Annotated in this window: 13 protein-coding genes, 9 tRNA genes and 3 rRNA genes; all 25 read right to left on the minus strand. The window is 48.0% G+C overall.

The features are described 5' to 3' along the window. Positions 1-27: 27 nt before the first annotated feature. Positions 28-1056, minus strand: a complete 1029-nt coding sequence (gene queA, locus MHB43_RS25595) for a tRNA preQ1(34) S-adenosylmethionine ribosyltransferase-isomerase QueA (protein ID WP_405130704.1) — start codon at positions 1054-1056, stop codon at positions 28-30. A gap of 6 nt (positions 1057-1062) precedes the next feature. Next, positions 1063-3150: a SpoIID/LytB domain-containing protein gene (locus tag MHB43_RS25600; protein WP_405130705.1), complete on the minus strand. Its 2088-nt coding sequence runs from the start codon at positions 3148-3150 to the stop codon at positions 1063-1065. A 91-nt stretch (positions 3151-3241) separates the two neighbouring features. Beyond that, complete coding sequence (gene ruvB / locus MHB43_RS25605; protein ID WP_221824768.1) at positions 3242-4252, minus strand: Holliday junction branch migration DNA helicase RuvB; 1011 nt, start codon at positions 4250-4252, stop codon at positions 3242-3244. Between the two features lie 55 nt (positions 4253-4307). Beyond that, entirely contained in the window at positions 4308-4922 is a 615-nt protein-coding gene (ruvA, locus tag MHB43_RS25610) for a Holliday junction branch migration protein RuvA (RefSeq protein ID WP_036616866.1), read from the minus strand. Continuing rightward, on the minus strand, positions 4919-5422 hold the full coding sequence (gene ruvC / locus MHB43_RS25615) for a crossover junction endodeoxyribonuclease RuvC (RefSeq protein ID WP_017686765.1): 504 nt from the start codon (positions 5420-5422) through the stop codon (positions 4919-4921). Before ruvC ends, ruvA begins: the two co-directional genes overlap by 4 nt. 308 nt (positions 5423-5730) lie before the next feature. Continuing rightward, entirely contained in the window at positions 5731-6423 is a 693-nt protein-coding gene (locus MHB43_RS25620; protein ID WP_221824769.1) for a BofC C-terminal domain-containing protein, read from the minus strand. A 204-nt stretch (positions 6424-6627) separates the two neighbouring features. Next, positions 6628-6701 (minus strand) — tRNA-Pro (locus MHB43_RS25625). Positions 6702-6708: 7 nt separating this feature from the next. Beyond that, a tRNA-Leu gene (locus MHB43_RS25630) sits at positions 6709-6787 on the minus strand. A 16-nt stretch (positions 6788-6803) separates the two neighbouring features. Next, positions 6804-6880: transfer RNA gene (locus MHB43_RS25635), tRNA-Arg, on the minus strand. A 6-nt stretch (positions 6881-6886) separates the two neighbouring features. Continuing rightward, positions 6887-6961: transfer RNA gene (locus tag MHB43_RS25640), tRNA-Gly, on the minus strand. A gap of 23 nt (positions 6962-6984) precedes the next feature. Beyond that, a tRNA-Asp gene (locus MHB43_RS25645) sits at positions 6985-7062 on the minus strand. Positions 7063-7089: 27 nt separating this feature from the next. Further along, positions 7090-7163: transfer RNA gene (locus tag MHB43_RS25650), tRNA-Met, on the minus strand. Between the two features lie 17 nt (positions 7164-7180). Continuing rightward, a tRNA-Val gene (locus tag MHB43_RS25655) sits at positions 7181-7256 on the minus strand. Positions 7257-7378: 122 nt separating this feature from the next. Beyond that, positions 7379-7450, minus strand: a tRNA-Glu gene (locus tag MHB43_RS25660). A 4-nt stretch (positions 7451-7454) separates the two neighbouring features. Continuing rightward, positions 7455-7530, minus strand: a tRNA-Asn gene (locus tag MHB43_RS25665). Positions 7531-7614: 84 nt separating this feature from the next. After that, positions 7615-7731 (minus strand): 5S ribosomal RNA (gene rrf / locus MHB43_RS25670). Positions 7732-7809: 78 nt separating this feature from the next. Continuing rightward, a 23S ribosomal RNA gene (locus MHB43_RS25675) occupies positions 7810-10737 on the minus strand. Between the two features lie 312 nt (positions 10738-11049). Then, positions 11050-12602: ribosomal RNA gene (locus MHB43_RS25680) — 16S ribosomal RNA — on the minus strand. The 16S, 23S and 5S rRNA genes sit together here with 9 tRNA genes alongside, the layout of an rRNA operon. Positions 12603-13151: 549 nt before the next feature. Then, on the minus strand, positions 13152-14780 hold the full coding sequence (locus MHB43_RS25685; RefSeq protein WP_405130706.1) for a LysM peptidoglycan-binding domain-containing protein: 1629 nt from the start codon (positions 14778-14780) through the stop codon (positions 13152-13154). Positions 14781-14975: 195 nt separating this feature from the next. Continuing rightward, on the minus strand, positions 14976-15860 hold the full coding sequence (ilvE, locus tag MHB43_RS25690; protein ID WP_017692630.1) for a branched-chain-amino-acid transaminase: 885 nt from the start codon (positions 15858-15860) through the stop codon (positions 14976-14978). Positions 15861-16008: 148 nt separating this feature from the next. After that, entirely contained in the window at positions 16009-16881 is an 873-nt protein-coding gene (gene pheA / locus MHB43_RS25695) for a prephenate dehydratase (RefSeq protein WP_221820854.1), read from the minus strand. Further along, positions 16878-17846: a homoserine kinase gene (thrB, locus tag MHB43_RS25700; RefSeq protein WP_221820855.1), complete on the minus strand. Its 969-nt coding sequence runs from the start codon at positions 17844-17846 to the stop codon at positions 16878-16880. The genes pheA and thrB overlap by 4 nt, the downstream gene beginning before the upstream one ends. Beyond that, positions 17843-18913 carry a threonine synthase gene (gene thrC, locus MHB43_RS25705; RefSeq protein ID WP_036605915.1) on the minus strand — a complete coding sequence of 357 codons (1071 nt, stop codon included), beginning with the start codon at positions 18911-18913 and terminating at the stop codon, positions 17843-17845. Before thrC ends, thrB begins: the two co-directional genes overlap by 4 nt. Before the next feature lie 115 nt (positions 18914-19028). Then, positions 19029-20315 carry a homoserine dehydrogenase gene (locus MHB43_RS25710; RefSeq protein WP_221820856.1) on the minus strand — a complete coding sequence of 429 codons (1287 nt, stop codon included), beginning with the start codon at positions 20313-20315 and terminating at the stop codon, positions 19029-19031. Between the two features lie 61 nt (positions 20316-20376). Further along, positions 20377-20814 (minus strand): ACT domain-containing protein, encoded by a 438-nt coding sequence (locus MHB43_RS25715; protein WP_017692625.1) that lies wholly within the window; start codon positions 20812-20814, stop codon positions 20377-20379. Positions 20815-20941 lie beyond the last annotated feature (127 nt).

Here is a 20941-nt window from a genome sequence, read left to right on the forward strand (position 1 = left end):
CTAAAAGTTAATCGTTATACCGTTATACTAATATATCAACATGGCATCGCCGAAGCTGAAGAACCGGTATTTCTCTTGGATGGCTTCCTCATATGCCTGCATAATATGTTCCCTGCCTGCTAGTGCGCTAACCAACATAACCAACGTGGATTTCGGGAGATGAAAATTTGTAAGCATCCCATCGATCACTTTGAAGGAATAGCCCGGATAGATAAAAATGCTGGTCCATCCGCTGCTCGCTTGCAGTATGCCATTTTCAAATTTGCTGCCTACCGTTTCCAAAGTCCGGCAGCTCGTTGTCCCAACCGCAAAAACACGGTGTCCATTCTCTTTGGTCTGGTTAATCAGATCTGCCGTTTCTTGTGACAAAGAGTAATACTCCTCATGCATGACATGATCTTCAACAACGTCAACCGACATCGGTCTGAATGTTCCCAGTCCTACATGAAGCGTAATGAAGGCCACATTAACACCTTTCGCACGAATCTGATCCAACAACTCATCCGTAAAATGTAATCCTGCTGTAGGTGCAGCCGCCGATCCTTCATGCTTGGCATACACGGTCTGATACCGTTCGCGGTCATCCAATGTTTCCTTGATATAAGGTGGCAACGGCATCTCACCCAGACGATCCAGAATCTCCTGGAAGATTCCATCATACATAAACGTAAGTGTACGTGCCCCCATCTCGCCCTCTTCTTCAATGATTGCCTTGAGTTCCTCACCAAATACGATGACTGAACCGGCTTTCAGCTTTTTACCCGGCTTAACCAGTGCTTCCCACTTGTCACCTTCCACATTTTTGAGCAATAACACTTCCGCTTTTGCTCCGGTATCTTCTTTTGTACCGAATAGACGGGCTGGTAGAACACGTGTATCATTCAGAATCAATGTATCGCCGGGATTCAGAAAATCGATGATATCAGGAAACGTTTGATGATTAATCTCACCGCTATCTTTGTTCAAGGTAAGCAAACGGGATGCCGCGCGATCAAGCAACGGCGTCTGTGCTATCAACTGCTCTGGTAGTTCAAAATCATATAAGTTCACATTCATTTAGTTTCATTCCTTAACAATAGTCGCATTTTGATAATAGTGTTTCAATATTGCCTGGTAATCATACCCTTCATCTGCCATGCCTTTGGCTCCCCATTGGGACAAGCCCAATCCGTGGCCATTGCCCTGACCGATGAACATGAAGGTCTGACCCTGCGTTACCGATCTCGCTTGACCATCACCACTCATAACTACAAGTGCATTACCGGATGATGTTCCTGCGCCAGAAGAAGACAATACAGAGGCACCATTTGAGCCGGTTTTACTGGCTGTTTTGCCGTCAGCGCCTAATACAGTATAACTTCCGGTCCCTGCAATATCAAATAAAGTACTCGGTAATCCACCGAGCGCAGAGCGGTATGTATCGGCATATTTCACCGTCATAGCCTGTCCATTGGCAGTGACTTCAATTGCTCTTCCCGAAGGTCCACGCTTGGTTACTTCCAAGGTTGAGATTGAAGCAGGAACAGATGCTGTTGTTTTGCCCTGAAGGGATTTAACCAACTGGGCAGACGTGAAAGGTCCTCTCACCCAGGCATAATCGTTGGATTGAGCCACTTTTGCCAACACAACAGCTTCGTTGCCTGGATTCATTTTGGCTACAGGTTCCACGGTGGATTGAATTAACGGAACGGAACGCACATTGGTATTCTGAGCCGTTACCGTCACTTTTGCCAGTCCCGCATTGGTCTTGGTCGTTAATTCTTTGATGTTGTCCTCACGAATGTACCCGCTAACGCCTGAACTGAGCAGCACATGGTACCACGTATGTAATCCTGCCTGGGCTGATGTATCCCCCGAGCTAACTACATTGGTGAAAACACCTGCTCCACCGTTCCATACCTCAGAAGGATGAGCCGTCTGGCCACCCGCATTGGAGGAGAACACAGCTTCGATGATTTTACCACCGCTCTTGACCACTTCTCCATTAGTTGCATCCACTGCGCTGGTTACTTTATCGTTCTCCGAACCAATCCCGTTATAGGCTTGGCTGAGCGTTGTATCCACGACATTGGCAATTTTGAAACGATCACCCTGTTGAAGCGCGTAGGATCGAGCAGCTACAGCTTGTACTTTCAGTGCCTCAGCAGGCCAGGAGGAATACACCTCTGCCCCTACGACAGAGTACAAGTATTGCTCCAGTGGAACGACATTGACCAACGCCAGATCACCACTTACGATGCTGATTTCCATATCTCCACGATACGTTCGCTGGGAACGTTCCACTACTTTGATGCCATTGCCATTCCCTTGTACCAATGCTTTGGATTCAGTACCTGCGATGGTGTAATGCGGAGCTGTTTTCAGTGCATCCGTACTTAATCCCGCATCCTGACGGATGATGAGCCCTGCACTATTGTTGACAGGTGAAAGGCTTACCCCTGGAGCTTTGGCTTCCACACTGTTCTTCAATGCGGTTAATTCCGCATCCGTTGAAGCTTCACCCACCCATACCGCATAGGCTTGGCTTCCTCCACTCAGTTGAAGGACTGGATAGACACTACTAACCCCCGCTGATAAAAGGTTGGCTTGTGCTGCCTCTGCTTCCTGAATCGAACCATAGGTTCCAGCAGACAGGCGTTTACTTCCCGTTACAGTTGGCTTTTGACCAGCCAATTGAGCTGCTGCTACCTTTTGTACTCGTGTAACAGCTTGTCCTGCCAGTGCCTCCGTTGCATAGTTGCCTGTGTAGAGCTGGTAAATGGCATTTCCATTCACAGACGTTGTGAACAGCAACGGTTTATCTGCGGTTGCCTGCAACAATTTTGCTGCTGCAGATGCTGCCTTAAAGTCCGCTGTTTCCAACACCTTTACTCGGAATCCATCTGCACTGAAACGGACCTGTCCTGCCGGAAGGTTTACATATGCGCCGCTCTCCGATTGGATGCTCCATTGTCCTGTCGATTCAAGCGTGATGAGTGGTGTAGTTGATTTATACGTACTACCCAGATTTGCAAACATGGCTACCCGGATTGTCTGTCCATCATTTGCTGCTGCATACGCAGGCACTTGCAAACAACCCACTGTCAAAAGAGCTGCCGCCAGTACCTTCAATCGACGACTCCACTTCTTCGTTCGTATTGCTTTTCCCACAATCAGACTCCTCTCCATGCATTTCTTCCACTTTATATCGGGTTAACAAGTGATTATTTCAATGTTTATGATGAATGTTCAACAGATTCGACTATTTACCGTCTCTTGGTGGAACAGGTAGACCCAAATGATGATAGGCGAGATCTGTTACGATCCTGCCCCTTGGTGTACGCTGAATCATACCAATCTGAAGCAGATACGGTTCATAGACATCCTCTATCGTCTGACTTTCTTCACCAATCGTAGCAGCAATGGTATCCAGCCCTACCGGGCCTCCCCGGAAGCTGTTGATCATCGATTTGAGCATTTTGTGATCAATCTCATCCAGGCCACGCGGATCAATCTGGAGACGTTGCAGTGCTTCTTCCGCCAGTGTCTGCGTAATAATCCCGTCACCACGCACCTGTGCAAAGTCGCGTACTCGTTTTAACAAACGGTTGGCGATCCTCGGTGTCCCACGTGAGCGCAATGCAATCTCTTGCGCAGCATCTCCCACAATCTCCACACCCAAAATTTCGGTAGAGCGTGAGACGATATAAGCCAGCTCATCAACCGTGTAGAATTCCAATCGACTGATAACACCAAATCGGTCTCGAAGTGGAGCAGACAGCAAGCCAGCACGCGTTGTAGCCCCAATTAGAGTGAATGATGGCAGATCCAGCCGAACGGAACGTGCACTTGGACCTTTACCAATCATAATATCCAATGCCGAATCCTCCATAGCCGGGTACATGACTTCTTCAACCGTACGATGCAAACGATGAATCTCATCAATAAACAAGACATCACCTTCCTGCAGATTGGTTAACAATGCTGCAAGATCACCCGGGCGTTCAATAGCCGGGCCTGACGTGGTTCGTAAATTAACACCCAATTCGTTGGCAATAATATTGGCAAGTGTTGTTTTACCAAGTCCAGGTGGTCCATATAACAAAACGTGATCCAATGCCTCATTACGAAATTTGGCAGCTTCAATATATATCTTTAAATTTTCCTTCACCTGATTCTGCCCGATATACTCATTCAGATACCGGGGACGAAGACTCAACTCAACATTTTGGTCCTCCATCATCAGGTTCGCGGAAATAATTCGGTCATCCATGTTCATCCCTACCTTTTTTTGCAGGCTACAGCTATATTATAATATGCAATTTGTATTATCCCGTAAACAGCATTTGCAGCGCCTTTTTCATCAACACATCAACGGAATCTGCTGTAGTAACATCCTTTTTCAATTTGAGCCACACTTTATCAAGCTCACTGTCAGTATACCCAAGTGCCTTGAGACCTTCACGTGCCTCATCCCAGGCTGAACCACTTCCCGACTCTTCCGATGGAGGAGCGAACAAACCTGTTGCGTACGCTGCCGCGCCAAAACTATCCAGCTTATCCTTAAGATCCAGAATCATGCGTTGAGCAGTCTTCTTGCCGATGCCTGGCAATTTGGTCAAGAACGTAAGATTCTCCTGATAAATCGCCGTAACCACATGTTCTGGTGTACCTCCAGCGAGTATGCCCAGAGCTACTTTTGGACCGATACCGGATACTTCAATCAGTTTACGGAACAAACGTTGCTCATCCCGTGTAACAAATCCAAACAGCAACATCGCATCCTCACGCACATGATGGTGAGTGTACACGGTAATTTCACCTTCTTGCTTCGCAAACGCAAATGGATTTGGACAGAATACGCGATAACCTACACCATGAACATCCAGCACAATATAATCATTCTCTACATGAATGAACTGTCCTCTTAGAAAATCAATCATTTTCGCAATACCTCATTCAACTTGGAATTTAATGTATAAGAGTGTGCGTGGCACACGGCTACAGCCAATGCATCCGCTACGTCATCCGGCTTAGGAACGACCTGAAGACGCAAGAACATTTTGACCATTTCCTGTACTTGCTTCTTCTCTGCTTTACCGTACCCCACAACAGCCTGCTTGATCTGCATTGGCGTATACTCTGCAATAGGCAGACCCTTCTGTGCGGCAGCGAGTACCATAACTCCTCTAGCCTGACTCACAGACATCGCTGTTGTAACGTTCCGATTGAAAAAAAGTTTCTCCAGCGCTACTGCGTCCGGTTTGTATTTATCAATCAATTGCACCATACCTTCATATACGTGAAGCAATCGTTCCTCTTCAGGGGTATGAGCTTCCGTCTGAATACATCCATATTGTACGGGTACCACCTTACTGCCGATTTTATCCACAAAACCAAAACCAACAATCGCAATCCCCGGGTCAATTCCCAAAAAACGCAAAACCATCTCTCCCTCACAAAAGCGAACATATGTATCGTTCATTTCATTATAACAAAAGATAGACCCTGCGGCAGGAAAAACTTTGTCTAACTGACTACTCGTCTTTATTCGCGGATTTTTTACATGTTTATGCGTATTTTCATGTATTTCAGTTCAAACGACAAAAAGGACATCTCTTCGATGTCCTTCACCACATTCCACGTATTTTGGATTCTATCGCTTGGTTACGTAAACCACGAATGTTATTGCTATTGCCACCATCGTTTCAGTAATTCACAATCTTAATACTGTAGGTGAGGGCGTTTGGATTACCCGCCATTGCGGATTAAATGGTGATCTTCATCCACGGCATAGTCACTGAAGGTGGAGATTACGCTATCATACTCATCCTTATCCTGAATCCGAATACCCTGCTGAAGTTGCTCCAGCACCCCATCAGGCAAAGAACTCTCCAACGTCCCAACATCCAACTGAAAGAACGTACGAATAACCTTCTCTTCTGCAGGTTTGCCCTCGTACAAATTAAGGTTCCCTACAGCATCAATGCTGATATAAGCCTGTTGTTTACATAGCGGTGAAAGGTCATCTACACGTTGCTTCAAATGCAACTCATCTGATGTTCCAACGGTAGCATCCCATTCCGGATGTTGAGCTAGTAGCATTTTCAACTGCGGTCTAGCCATCTTGCCTAACTGCTCTGTCTCCACTCCGCAGATGTACTGTATCTCCAAAACCACACTCGTTAAATGATCCGGATCAGAATCAAGTTGCTCTACTAACGCCTGAATCTCCTGTTCTGATCTTGTTTCCTGCGTAACAGGGCCCATCACACTGGTTGCCTCACTAAAATTAGTTGTCAATAAACGCTCTATGGCCGATGAGATAGACAACCCACTGTAAGCCAATATCGTAACTGCAAGTAAAGCCGCCGTCATCCATACTGTTCGTTTCCACCGTCGCCAGCGTCTCTTGAATTGTTTTCTGAAGTTAAACGTGTTCACATGAACCCCTTCTATCACTTTTTAAACCTATTGTGACCTAAAGAACGAGGCTTTATGCACAACTAACTTGTCGTCTGAAGAAGGATCACGCATGTGATAGCTTAGAGAATTTGTCATAGTGAATACCGGAACCTGCATTTATAGAATCTTATATATAGATAAATAAAAAAAACACTATCTAATTATAGATAATGTTTTTAGAGATCGGGATGACACGATTTGAACATGCGACCCCCTGGTCCCAAACCAGGTGCTCTACCAAGCTGAGCTACATCCCGTTATATATACCGGCGAGAGGACTCGAACCTCCACGGTTTCCCACTCGATTTTGAGTCGAGCGCGTCTGCCATTCCGCCACGCCGGCAAATTTGAAGTTATAATGGCGCGCCCTGAGAGATTCGAACTCCCGGCCTTTTGATTCGTAGTCAAACGCTCTATCCAGCTGAGCTAAGGGCGCAAATATTGGAGCGGAAGACGGGAATCGAACCCGCGACCCTCGCCTTGGCAAGGCGATGCTCTACCGCTGAGCCACTTCCGCATACGGTATTATTAATATAAAAATGGCGGAACCGACGGGATTCGAACCCGCGATCTCCTGCGTGACAGGCAGGCATGTTAGGCCAACTACACCACGGTTCCAGATCACTTTCTCAAAGGAAAGTATAATTGCGGGGGCAGGATTTGAACCTGCGGCCTTCGGGTTATGAGCCCGACGAGCTACCGGGCTGCTCCACCCCGCGTCGTTATAAAGTTTATATGGTGGAGGCTGAGGGGATCGAACCCCCGACCCTCTGCTTGTAAGGCAGATGCTCTCCCAGCTGAGCTAAGCCTCCATAATATGACCCGTAGGGGATACTCTCACTTCGTTCGAGACTGCGAAGCAGTTGCTAACGAGGTATATCCTCCGACGAACCTTTGGGATTCTCATCCCTTGTTAAAGCTATAAATATAGCTATGACCCGTAGGGGATTCGAACCCCTGTTACCTCCGTGAAAGGGAGGTGTCTTAACCCCTTGACCAACGGGCCTTACTGGCTCCCCGAACAGGGCTCGAACCTGTGACAACTCGATTAACAGTCGAGTGCTCTACCAACTGAGCTATCAGGGAATAATATGCATTTGCACTGCAAATGCAATTCATCGTACAACATCAACATGCAGAGCCTGTTTTCTATGTATGATGAAAGAGTTCGCTTGGCGGCGTCCTACTCTCCCAGGACCCTGCGGTCCAAGTACCATCGGCGCTAGAGGGCTTAACGGTCGTGTTCGGGATGGGTACGTGTGGAACCCCTCCGCCATCGCCACCAAACGCATAGCTTAGCTTACATTCAGAGATCGTTCTCTGAAAACTAGATTCGAAACGAAACATGCGAATTATCACTTGCTATTGGATAAGCCCTCGACCGATTAGTACTGGTCAGCTCCATGCATTGCTGCACTTCCACCCCCAGCCTATCTACCTCGTCGTCTTCAAGGGGTCTTACATACTGGGAAATCTCATCTTGAGGGGGGCTTCACGCTTAGATGCTTTCAGCGTTTATCCCGTCCGTACATAGCTACCCAGCGGTGCTCCTGGCGGAACAACTGGTACACCAGCGGTACGTCCATCCCGGTCCTCTCGTACTAAGGACAGCTCCTCTCAAATTTCCTACGCCCACGACAGATAGGGACCGAACTGTCTCACGACGTTCTGAACCCAGCTCGCGTACCGCTTTAATGGGCGAACAGCCCAACCCTTGGGACCTACTTCAGCCCCAGGATGCGATGAGCCGACATCGAGGTGCCAAACCTCCCCGTCGATGTGGACTCTTGGGGGAGATAAGCCTGTTATCCCCAGGGTAGCTTTTATCCGTTGAGCGATGGCCCTTCCATGCGGTACCACCGGATCACTAAGCCCGACTTTCGTCCCTGCTCGACTTGTAGGTCTCGCAGTCAAGCTCCCTTATGCCTTTGCACTCTTCGAATGATTTCCAACCATTCTGAGGGAACCTTTGGGCGCCTCCGTTACTCTTTAGGAGGCGACCGCCCCAGTCAAACTGCCCACCTGACACTGTCCCCGCACCGGATTACGGTACCAGGTTAGAACCTAGATACGATCAGGGTGGTATCCCAACGTTGCCTCCACACAAGCTGGCGCTCATGCTTCAAAGGCTCCCACCTATCCTGTACAGATCGTACCCAAATTCAATATCAAGCTGCAGTAAAGCTCCATGGGGTCTTTCCGTCTTGTCGCGGGTAACCTGCATCTTCACAGGTATTAAAATTTCACCGGATCTCTCGTTGAGACAGCGCCCAAGTCGTTACGCCATTCGTGCGGGTCAGAATTTACCTGACAAGGAATTTCGCTACCTTAGGACCGTTATAGTTACGGCCGCCGTTTACTGGGGCTTCGGTTCACAGCTTCGGGATTGCTCCCTAACCACTCCCCTTAACCTTCCAGCACCGGGCAGGCGTCAGCCCGTATACTTCGCCTTACGGCTTCGCACAGACCTGTGTTTTTGCTAAACAGTCGCTTGGGCCTTTTCACTGCGGCCCCCTCGTGCTATTCACACTACCGGGGCACCCCTTCTCCCGAAGTTACGGGGTCATTTTGCCGAGTTCCTTAACGAGAGTTCTTCCGCGCGCCTTAGAATACTCTTCTCGCCTACCTGTGTCGGTTTGCGGTACGGGCACCATCACCTGGCTAGAGGCTTTTCTTGGCAGTGTGAGATCATGACCTTCGCTACTACAATTTTCGCTCCCCATCACAGCTCAGCCTTACAATGTGCGGATTTGCCTACACATCAGCCTCACTGCTTAGACGGACATCCATCAGTCCGCGTCACTACCCTACTGCGTCCCCCCATTGCTCATAACGGCTTACGGTGGTACAGGAATTTCGACCTGTTGTCCTTCGACTACGCCTTTCGGCCTCGCCTTAGGTCCCGACTTACCCTGAGCGGACGAGCCTTCCTCAGGAACCCTTAGGCTTTCGGCGGATCAGATTCTCACTGATCTTTTCGTTACTCATACCGGCATTCTCACTTGTATAATGTCCAGCGCTCCTTACGGTACACCTTCAACCCTTATACAACGCTCCCCTACCCCTGATGCAAAGCATCAAGCCATAGCTTCGGTGGTGTGTTTAGCCCCGTTACATTTTCGGCGCAGAGTCACTCGACCAGTGAGCTATTACGCACTCTTTCAATGGTGGCTGCTTCTAAGCCAACATCCTGGTTGTCTGTGCAACTCCACATCCTTTCCCACTTAACACACACTTGGGGACCTTAGCTGATGGTCTGGGCTGTTTCCCTTTTGACAATGGATCTTAGCACTCACTGTCTGACTCCCGGAAGTAAGTCTATGGCATTCGGAGTTTGACTGAGCTTGGTAACCCTTGCGGGCCCCGCACCCAATCAGTGCTCTACCTCCACGACTCTGTTTTCCGAGGCTAGCCCTAAAGCTATTTCGGGGAGAACCAGCTATCTCCGAGTTCGATTGGAATTTCTCCGCTACCCCCACCTCATCCCCGCATTTTTCAACATGCGTGGGTTCGGGCCTCCAGTGCGTGTTACCGCACCTTCACCCTGGACAGGGGTAGATCACCCGGTTTCGGGTCTACGTCCACGTACTATGTCGCCCTATTCAGACTCGCTTTCGCTGCGGCTCCGGCTCTTCACCTTAACCTTGCACGGGAACGTAACTCGCCGGTTCATTCTACAAAAGGCACGCCATCACCCCTAAAACGGGCTCTGACTTTTTGTAAGCACACGGTTTCAGGTTCTATTTCACTCCCCTTCCGGGGTGCTTTTCACCTTTCCCTCACGGTACTGCTTCACTATCGGTCGCTAGGAAGTATTTAGCCTTGGCAGATGGTCCTGCCGGATTCATACGGGGTTTCACGTGCCCCGCACTACTCGGGATCCGTCTCGGAGGGAACCAACTTTCAACTACAGGGCTTTTACCTTCTTTGGCGGGCCTTTCCAGACCTCTTCGCTTAACCGGTTCCTTTGTAACTCCATGTGAGACGTCCCACAACCCCAAAGAGCAAGCTCTCTGGTTTGGGCTTCTCCGCGTTCGCTCGCCGCTACTGACGGAATCACTATTGTTTTCTCTTCCTCAGGGTACTTAGATGTTTCAGTTCCCCTGGTATGCCTCTACACAACCTATGTATTCAGTTGTGAGTAACTGGAAATTACCCCAGCTGGGTTTCCCCATTCGGACACCCCCGGATCAAAGCTTGCTTACAGCTCCCCGAGGCAGTTTCGTTGTTCGCCACGTCCTTCATCGGCTCCTAGCGCCTAGGCATCCTCCGTGTGCTCTTAGTAGCTTAACCTCGTGCTCCGGTTTCGACTGCTCGCTTCCCTTGTTTTGCTTGTGCAAAGCCAAAAGTCGCTCTCACCCGATACCATCGTACGTGCAATCTACCGTTTTTATTTAAACTTGTTTAACACAAGTTCAGCTAAAAAGGAATGTTCTAATTCGCGTTTGTTTCGTTTCGATATCTAGTTTTCAAAGAACAAGCTCCATGCAAAAGCAAGCTGTTTGAGAGTTTGAGCTCTCAAAACTGAGCAACGAGTGAGTAACTAGCCGACCTGGCTAGATTTTGTATTTGAATGTTTCCGTTGCAGGAAACGATTCTCCATAGAAAGGAGGTGATCCAGCCGCACCTTCCGATACGGCTACCTTGTTACGACTTCACCCCAATCATCTATCCCACCTTCGGCGGCTGGCTCCTTGCGGTTACCCCACCGACTTCGGGTGTTATAAACTCTCGTGGTGTGACGGGCGGTGTGTACAAGACCCGGGAACGTATTCACCGCGGCATGCTGATCCGCGATTACTAGCAATTCCGACTTCATGCAGGCGAGTTGCAGCCTGCAATCCGAACTGAGACCGGCTTTGTTGGGATTGGCTCCATCTCGCGATTTCGCAGCCCGTTGTACCGGCCATTGTAGTACGTGTGTAGCCCAGGTCATAAGGGGCATGATGATTTGACGTCATCCCCACCTTCCTCCGGTTTGTCACCGGCAGTCTATCTAGAGTGCCCACCCGAAGTGCTGGCAACTAAATATAAGGGTTGCGCTCGTTGCGGGACTTAACCCAACATCTCACGACACGAGCTGACGACAACCATGCACCACCTGTCTCCTCTGTCCCGAAGGAAAGGTACATCTCTGTACCGGTCAGAGGGATGTCAAGACCTGGTAAGGTTCTTCGCGTTGCTTCGAATTAAACCACATACTCCACTGCTTGTGCGGGTCCCCGTCAATTCCTTTGAGTTTCAGTCTTGCGACCGTACTCCCCAGGCGGAGTGCTTAATGTGTTAACTTCGGCACCAAGGGTATCGAAACCCCTAACACCTAGCACTCATCGTTTACGGCGTGGACTACCAGGGTATCTAATCCTGTTTGCTCCCCACGCTTTCGCGCCTCAGCGTCAGTTACAGCCCAGAGAGTCGCCTTCGCCACTGGTGTTCCTCCACATATCTACGCATTTCACCGCTACACGTGGAATTCCACTCTCCTCTTCTGCACTCAAGTCACCCAGTTTCCAGTGCGATCCGGGGTTGAGCCCCGGGATTAAACACCAGACTTAAATGACCGCCTGCGCGCGCTTTACGCCCAATAATTCCGGACAACGCTTGCCCCCTACGTATTACCGCGGCTGCTGGCACGTAGTTAGCCGGGGCTTTCTTCTCAGGTACCGTCACCTTGAGAGCAGTTACTCTCCCAAGCGTTCTTCCCTGGCAACAGAGCTTTACGATCCGAAAACCTTCATCACTCACGCGGCATTGCTCCGTCAGGCTTTCGCCCATTGCGGAAGATTCCCTACTGCTGCCTCCCGTAGGAGTCTGGGCCGTGTCTCAGTCCCAGTGTGGCCGATCACCCTCTCAGGTCGGCTACGCATCGTCGCCTTGGTGAGCCGTTACCCCACCAACTAGCTAATGCGCCGCAGGCCCATCCCCAAGTGACAGATTGCTCCGTCTTTCCAGTTTCCTTCAGGCGAAGAAAACAACTATTCGGTATTAGCTACCGTTTCCGGTAGTTGTCCCAAACTTGAGGGCAGGTTGCCTACGTGTTACTCACCCGTCCGCCGCTAAGTATCAAGGAAGCAAGCTTCCTATCAACTCCGCTCGACTTGCATGTATTAGGCATGCCGCCAGCGTTCGTCCTGAGCCAGGATCAAACTCTCCAATAAAGTATTGAAAAGAGCGATAAGCTCATTTTGAATCTGACGAGATTAAAAATCTCATTTGTGCTCCAGTCGATTCAAGCCAAGGCTTGTCTCTAACTTTCGCGTTCATTCTGCAAGCAGAATGTTTACTCACTCGTTGTTCAGTTTTCAAAGATCAAACTTGTTTCATTATCTCTTGTGTTTCCCGTGTCAGCCGTGTGTTTCAGCGGCGACTTAAATAATATATCATACGGCTGAATGTAATGCAACAGTTTTTTTCATTTCTTTTCTTTAGTAGTTTTGCATTAGCTAAAGCTACCATATCCGTTCCCTATCTTGTCCTATCATAATAGCTTACGCTCATAGGGTACAAATATTTTAACACATTTATGAAAGGGTTTACAACAACTTCTCAAAAAAATGCTCTTTATCATTTCCAGAACAGCTGTATCTCCGTAATGCGAAACTCAATGTTTATTAAGGAAAGCGGGAAGCCTCTCTCCATTACAGAGCAGACTTCCCACTAAATAAAACATGCACCTGACTTTTTCATCAATCGCAATCCGCGCTAGGTTAGTTTTGTATCCATGGATTACGACGCTTTTTATCGGATTTCCGTTGGTTAGAAGGAGCTGCACCCTCTCTGGATGTTTTCCCGGACACGGATACTTTGGATTTATTCTTCAGAGGAGCCTTGGTTGTTCTGCGTTTTGCAGCTGCCAGCTTATTCCCTGCTTGCTTGGACTTCCCTTCCGAATCTGATCCAACCTCTTCAATTGCTACCTGACTTAAGTTAGCGTCTTCACGCCCCCCTTTTTTACCACCCTTTCCTTGCCCATGAGGAGGATACATTTCACCAAATGCTCCAAGCGGAGACGGCGGAACCATGTTCTGAGTAGGATACGGATTCTGATAAGCATACTCAATAGGCTGGTTTGGCATCGTGGATGTGGACATTTCAGGCGGCATACCGTACGAAGGACCATACATATTCCAAGCCGGATCCTGATAACCATGAGAAGGATAAGTATACTGAGGCATATGTGTATGTGAGCCACATCCGCATGGAGGGTACGGAAGCATTGAGTATGGAGATATGAAAGGCGGCTGATGATTCATATGACCAGGTGCTGCATACGTCGGAAATGGACTATTCACTTCGGCAGCTGGCGCAATCGGAAATGAGTTGTTTTGCATTGCTGCGGACAGATTCGGCATAACGTTATTGTGGTTATAACCCTGTTCCGCACCAGTCCACGGACTGTTTGGCAGATCACTGCTACTATAAGGACTAACTTCCGGAATCCCCGGAAACGACGTATTGTTACTCGCTCCTGCCGTGTACATGTCTTGCTGCGCACCATACACCTCTTGTGCAGGAACCGGGATTTGAACATAAGGGTGTTCGGCTGGCGCATGATGCAACTTATTACCACAACCACAAGGCTTTTTCGTTGCTGGTGCAACCTCAGTTGGAGACTTTGTATTAGGCATTACAGGCAAAGGCGTAATTTCAGGCGAAAGATTAGGCATTGTATATTTCTTGGATTCTGCTACCGGTTTTACATGAACTTCGGTTTTAACCTCTTCTTTTTTGTGCGTTTCCTTTTCCGGCTTCACTTCAGGAAGCTCTGGTAACTGCGGCAGTACCTCCAGTTCCGGCATTACATTCGGCATTACCGGATTGGCAGGTGGTGGAGCAGGCACCGGGACCGGAACAGGAACCTCTGCTACCGGGGCAGGGGGAGTTGGCGTAACTGGAGCCGGGGGCTCCGGTTCTTTGACTCCCGTATATTCCTTACCTTCAGGTGACAACTTTTCATGAGCAGCAATGTTGCCGGCACCCGGATTAGATGTGCTGTTTCCTTGTGCGTGCATAGATGGAATGTAAACTGTCTCCCCCACCAGCAGAGCGTTCGGATTTTTCAACTGTGGATTGGCATTGACCATATCTTCTAAAGGAACTCCCCAGGCTTGTGCCAACTTCCATAACGAATCTCCTTGCTGCACCTTGTGACTGTGGAGCACACCCTCCGGCTTCGGTGTTACTGGCTCTGCAGGGATTTTGACCTTCATGCCAATATCCAGCTTGTCGGGATTTGTGATTTGCGGATTAGCCGCGATCAATTTGTCCAGCGCTACATTGTATTTTTGGGACAGCAGATATAATGTGTCGCCTTTTTTCACCATGTGTATTTTCACAGGGAACTAACCTCCTAGACGTCATACTTGGGCAGTACATTCGCCCATACCGTTACTACATCCTATGCAGAAACCGGGCTAATGACATCAACTAAACAAAAAAAATCCTCCTGTCTCTAAAATCCCCATACACCAGGTATGCAGAATTTTATCGGACAAGGAGGATTCCTGTTCCCTATGTTATGCAATTCTAACTTAAGATTCCCACACTTTATATCCATCTTTGTCAACAATCTGACGAAATGCTTCCAGCAGTCTCAGCGTTACTGGACCTGCTACCCCCGTGCCAATTGTTCTTCCATCCACTTCATATGCAGCGATAACTTCTGCAGCTGTCCCGGTGAAAAAGACTTCGTCTGCGATATACACATCATGCAGGGTGAATGGCACTTCTTTTAATTCAAGCTCCAGTTCGCCACATAGATCGATAATCGCTTGACGTGTAATCCCTTCAAGTGCTCCGAGATAACAAGGCGGCGTGTACACTACACCATTTTTGATGATGAAGATGTTATCACTTGAACCCTCAGTAACGTAACCTTGGGAGTTCAGCATGATTGCTTCACCAGCACCTGAATAGTTAGACTGGATTTTAACCAGTATGTTATTGAGATAGTTCAACGATTTAATTTTTGGATTCAATGCGTCCGGAATGTTCCGGCGTTGGGATACCGACACGGCTTTCAATCCAGTAAGATACGCTTCCTCGGGATAGATCGCCAATTGCTCCACGATGATGATTACGGATGCCTTAGGGCAACGTAACGGGTCCAACCCCAGATTACCAGGGCCGCGCGATACAATAAGACGAATATAACCATTACGCATATCATTGCGGCGCACCGTTTCAGCCATGACTTCCAGCATCTCATCAATGGACAGCGGAATGTTCAAACTGATGGATTTCGCCGAATCATACAAACGATCCAAGTGGGCCTTACATCTGAAAATATTTCCGTTATAGATCCGAATACCTTCGAAAATCCCGTCTCCATACAAAAATCCATGATCATATACCGAAACGGTTGCGTTCTCCTTGGTCACATACTGACCATCCAAATAGATCCATTGTTCTGCCACCGATGACTGCACCTCCATAAAATATCCATTCACTGTACTCCGAAACGTTATTAACCCGTCCATTGTACACCAAATGACAAGCCATTACTCGCTCATTCTATCCCGACTTATGACAACCTTCTAACATTCCCAAACACCACCAGGTCAATTATCTTGAAGGATATGTATAACAAGGATAGCTACCCAGAACGCGCACCTGACAATTCAATGCTTCAATCTCTGCCATGGCTGCGGTAAGCAATACCGAATCGACCGTTTCCACAACATCAATGTAAAAATAGTAACTGCCCAATCGTTTCTTCGTTGGACGAGATTCGAGACGGGTCAAGTTCAGCTTCCGCCATGCAAAAGCCGACAATACCTGATGCAACGCACCCGGTGCATCTTCTGGCAATGTCACCAGCAAGCTGGTTTTTACATGATCCGGTTCACGTGGAATGTTCACAGGTTCATGGCCGATGAGCACAAAACGGGTGTAGTTGTTGTCATGATCTGTAACCTTTTCAGCCATAATGTCCAACCCATGCTTCTGAGCAGCAAGCTTGGTACCGATCGCCACCCAGCCCTTACCCGGATTTTTTTTCACAATTTCTACAGCTTCGGCCGTACTGTTCACACCTTCAAGGTCCGCCCCAGGCGAATGCAGCCGAATAAAATTCTGACACTGTGGAATAGCCACAGGGTGAGACATGATCTTGGTAATTCTACCAAAGTCATACTCGCCACTCTCTGTCTTAAATTCCGAGCCATGTCCAATCACATTCTGGATAGATGGATATACCCACTCTGCTTGCATCGGAATATCTACTTCATTCACAAGCCAGTCCATATGAAGACTAACGGAGCCTTCAATGGTATTTTCAATCGGAATGACACTGTATTGTGCAATCCCGCTATCCGTTGCTCTAAACACATCCGAAATCAGCTTGGAATGAAGCAAGTCTAATGGTTCCCCGTTGAAAAGGAAATCAATTGCCTCATGAGAAACTGATCCTTCAGGTAATACTGCAATTCGTTTCATGCATTAACTTCCCCTTTGATTCTGTCCAGAAAAGGACGTTCGTCTTGATCAGGCAGCACGGTTACACCGTCCAAATCCGGATCGAGCCACAGTGCAGAAGCAGATATGCCCTCCCGCTCCATGGTGTCCAGCAAATATTGTTCCAATCCCGCTTTCCGGGTGTCATGACGATCTACCAAAGTCAATACGGTCGGTCCAGCTCCGCTCAGGGCAGCTCCCAACGCTCCATGATCGACGGCATGTTCCAATATCTCAGCCATGCCTGGCACCAATGATGCCCGATATGGTTGGTGAATTCGATCTGACATCGCCTTCTGAATCATATCCAGTCGTCCACTCGCCATAGCGGCAACGAGCAGTGAGGATCTGCTAATGTTATGCACCACATCAGACATGCCAAATTGCTCTGGAATTACATTCCTTGCTTTTGAAGTAGACAGCTGGAATTCAGGTACAATAACCAAAGCCTGCAGATCCTGGTGTGGTTCAATACGTATATGATCTACCTGTTGACCATTCCATGCAGCCGTAATAATACCGCCATACAGAGATGCTCCAACATTATCAGGATGCTTCTCAAGGGATGTGGCCATATCCAGAAGCTTCGCATCGGATAAAGGAGCACCAATTAATGCATTAGCCGCTGCCAATGCCCCAACGATGGCTGATGCACTGCTCCCGAGTCCCCGCGTAAGCGGAATATCCGAATACATGGAAATCTCCAATTCAGGGACGGATACCCCAGCTTCATTGAATACCATCTGTGCCACTTCGTAAATCAAATTCGATTTATCTGTTGGCAGGCCTGTCAAATGATTGCCGTGAAGATGAAATGACGTCTGCTCGGCAGGTTTCATTTCCAACCAGGCATACAAAGACAATGCCATGCCCAGGGTATCAAACCCCGGACCGAGATTGGCTGTGCTTGCAGGTATTTTTACGGTTACCTTTTCACGCAAACTCATACAGATTGCTGCTCCAGTTGTGCAATGGCCGCCATTACCGCTTCTTCCGTATCTTCAACAACAAGTGGCTCAGTCGCTACTGTTTTGATCGCAATATTAGGATCTTTCAGGCCATTACCTGTCAGTACACAAACTACAGTCTCTCCGCCTTTAAAGTACCCTTCACTCTTCAGTTTGTATACACCAGCAAGGGAAGCCGCAGAAGCAGGTTCAGCAAAAATTCCTTCCCGAGAAGCAAGTGTACGATACGCTGTAAGGATTTGTTCATCCGTTACATAGTTGATCTGTCCACCAGATTCCTCAGCTGCAGCTACTGCCGTTTTCCAGCTCGCCGGATTACCGATTCGAATTGCTGTTGCTACCGTTTCAGGTTCAAGGATCGGCTCACCTTTGACTATGGCCATCGCACCTTCTGCTTCGAAACCAACCATACGTGGAAGCGTGTTGGATTTACCTGCCTCTTTATATTCTTTGAAACCTTTCCAATAAGCCGAGATATTACCCGCATTACCGACTGGAATAGCCAGAACGTCAGGCGCTTCGCCAAGTTGTTCAATTACTTCAAACGCTGCTGTCTTCTGTCCTTCAATCCGGAACGGATTCACAGAGTTTACAAGCGTGATCGGATGTTTGGCTGTGATCTCACGCACAATCTCCAGTGCACGGTCAAAGTTACCATTGATCGCTATCACTTTGGCTCCATAGATCATGGCTTGGGCCAGTTTACCCAGTGCAATGTTGTTATTCGGGATCAGTACGATACAATTGAGGCCACCACGTGCGGCGTAGGCCGCTGCAGCTGCTGACGTATTACCTGTGGATGCACACATGATCGTACGGCTGCCCTCTTCCATAGCTTTGGCAACAGCCATAACCATACCGCGGTCTTTGAAAGATCCCGTAGGGTTCAAACCTTCGTATTTGAAGTAAACATTTAAACCGAGTTCCTCAGACAGATTCTCTGCATGAATCAACGGTGTATTTCCTTCCTGAAGCGTAAGCAGGGGTGTATTTTCATTAACTGGAAGGTGCTCTCTGTACGTTTGCAAAAGTCCTTGATATCTCATTATGGGTAAACTCCTTTATGTTTTATTAATCTGAAATGATGACCTGTTGAACCGGATATGATTAACTTGTACGTTATAACTGAAATAATTGAGATGCCGTATGGGATAAGAACTATTATCCTTCGACCCGGTAGACACTCTTAATGCGGCGAATGACGCTGAGTGATTCAAAATGTTTTAACACTTTATCCATGCTTGCCTTACTTGCATTATGTGTAACGATAATGATCTCGGCATCCGGGTTGTGCTCATTCGGCTGTTGAACAACCGACGCCAGACTGACATCATACTCTGCGAAAATTTGTGTGATTTGTGCCAACACCCCGGCTTTGTCGTCTACGTGTAGTAAAATAAAGTTTTTCGACACGATCTGCTCGTCGCTTTGTAGTCGCTTAATCTTATAAGGCACAATTGCTTTGAGACCGTTCACGCCAAGTTTAAGGTTTTTGGTAACCGCCACAATGTCAGCTACAACCGAAGTTGCCGTTGGGAGTTCTCCCGCACCCGCACCGTAGAACATTGTCTCCCCTACAGCTTCACCGTGTACATATACTGCGTTGAACACACCGTTGACTGAAGCAATCGGGTGATTCTGTCTAACCATTGTCGGCTGAACGCTGATCGTGATCTCATCGCCAATACGGTCCGCAATACCAAGTAACTTCATCTCATAGCCCAGTCTTTTGGCATACATAATGTCTTCACGAGTCACGGAGGATATTCCTTTAACGGTTACATCCTTCAACTCCACATTGGTGCGGAAACCGAGTGTACTCAAGATCGCCATTTTTCGAGCTGCGTCAAGTCCCTCCACATCGGATGTTGGATCCGATTCGGCGTATCCCAGAGCCTGTGCTTCAGTCAGTACTTCTTCATAGGATGCACCTTCCTGACTCATTTTGGTCAGAATAAAGTTCGTTGTTCCGTTCACAATCCCCATAATGCGGGTAATCCGGTCAGAAGAGAAACCTTCAATCAGCGTACGAATGATCGGAATCCCTCCAGCAACACTCGCCTCATAGAACACGTCACATTGTTTTTCCTGTGCCTTCGCCAAAATCTCTGTACCATGCAGTGCCATGAGATCTTTGTTTGCTGTTACGATATGCTTCCCACGTTCCAACGCTTCAAGAATATACTCCTTCGTCTGATCAATGCCGCCCATGACTTCAACGATGACATCAATATCCGGATGACGAATGACTTCCCAAGGATCTTCCGTAAGCTTGGCACGGTCTACAGCAATAACACGTTCTTTCTCTGTATTTTTCACTGCGATCTTCTCGATGACAATCGGCGATCCAACCTGACTGCTCAGATCCTCCTGATTCCCTTCCACAATGCGAACGACTCCCGTTCCGACAGTTCCCAGACCCAACAATCCGACTTTTACTGGTTTCACTAACGATCTACCCCCTAATGTCTATTCTTGTCTGTCAGTCCTGTATGTTATTAAAGCCTAATTACCCTTGGCCTACTATACGTGTGCGTCTTACTCCAGGCATATCTTGCATTCGATCCAGCATTTCACCAATTTCACCATGAAGATGTGTCGTTTCCACTGAAATGACAACATTGGCTCTTCCCTGAAGCGGGATACTCTGATTAATCGTGAGTACATTAGCTCCATAACCAGCTACATGTCCAAGCACACGAGACAAGATACCCGACTGATGCTCCAAGTCAATGGAGATCGTTACAATTCTCTCGCGCTCAAGCTGGTTGATCAGATGTATTCCATCCTTGTACTTGTAAAAGGCACTCCGGCTTAATCCGACCTGTTCAACCGCCTCATGCACTGTTTTAACATCGCCAGAAGCCAGTAGTTCTTTTACCTGCATGGTCTTCACCACTGCCTCTGGTAAAATATCTTCCCGTACTAAGTAATAGCGTTCGTTCACAGAACGTCCTCTCCTCAAAGACTCATGTATTCATATAGTGGACATTATATAGGATCTATGACAAAAGGGCAATACATGACACGCCTATTTTTTGAAATACGTTCCTCACAGTATACAAGTTTATCCC

The organism is Paenibacillus sp. FSL H8-0317, assembly GCF_045040685.1.
GTDB lineage: Bacteria > Bacillota > Bacilli > Paenibacillales > Paenibacillaceae > Paenibacillus.

What these genes read in the sequence shown, in the direction of transcription:
- ruvA (WP_036616866.1), bottom strand. Translation starts at nt 4,922, where the DNA reads ATGATTGATTTTCTAAGAGGACAGTTCATTCATGTAGAGAATGATTAT.
- ruvB (WP_221824768.1), bottom strand. Translation starts at nt 4,252, where the DNA reads ATGGATGACCGAATTATTTCCGCGAACCTGATGATGGAGGACCAAAAT.
- thrB (WP_221820855.1), bottom strand. Translation starts at nt 17,846, where the DNA reads ATGAGTTTGCGTGAAAAGGTAACCGTAAAAATACCTGCAAGCACAGCC.
- queA (WP_405130704.1), bottom strand. Translation starts at nt 1,056, where the DNA reads ATGAATGTGAACTTATATGATTTTGAACTACCAGAGCAGTTGATAGCA.
- thrC (WP_036605915.1), bottom strand. Translation starts at nt 18,913, where the DNA reads ATGAGATATCAAGGACTTTTGCAAACGTACAGAGAGCACCTTCCAGTT.
- pheA (WP_221820854.1), bottom strand. Translation starts at nt 16,881, where the DNA reads ATGAAACGAATTGCAGTATTACCTGAAGGATCAGTTTCTCATGAGGCA.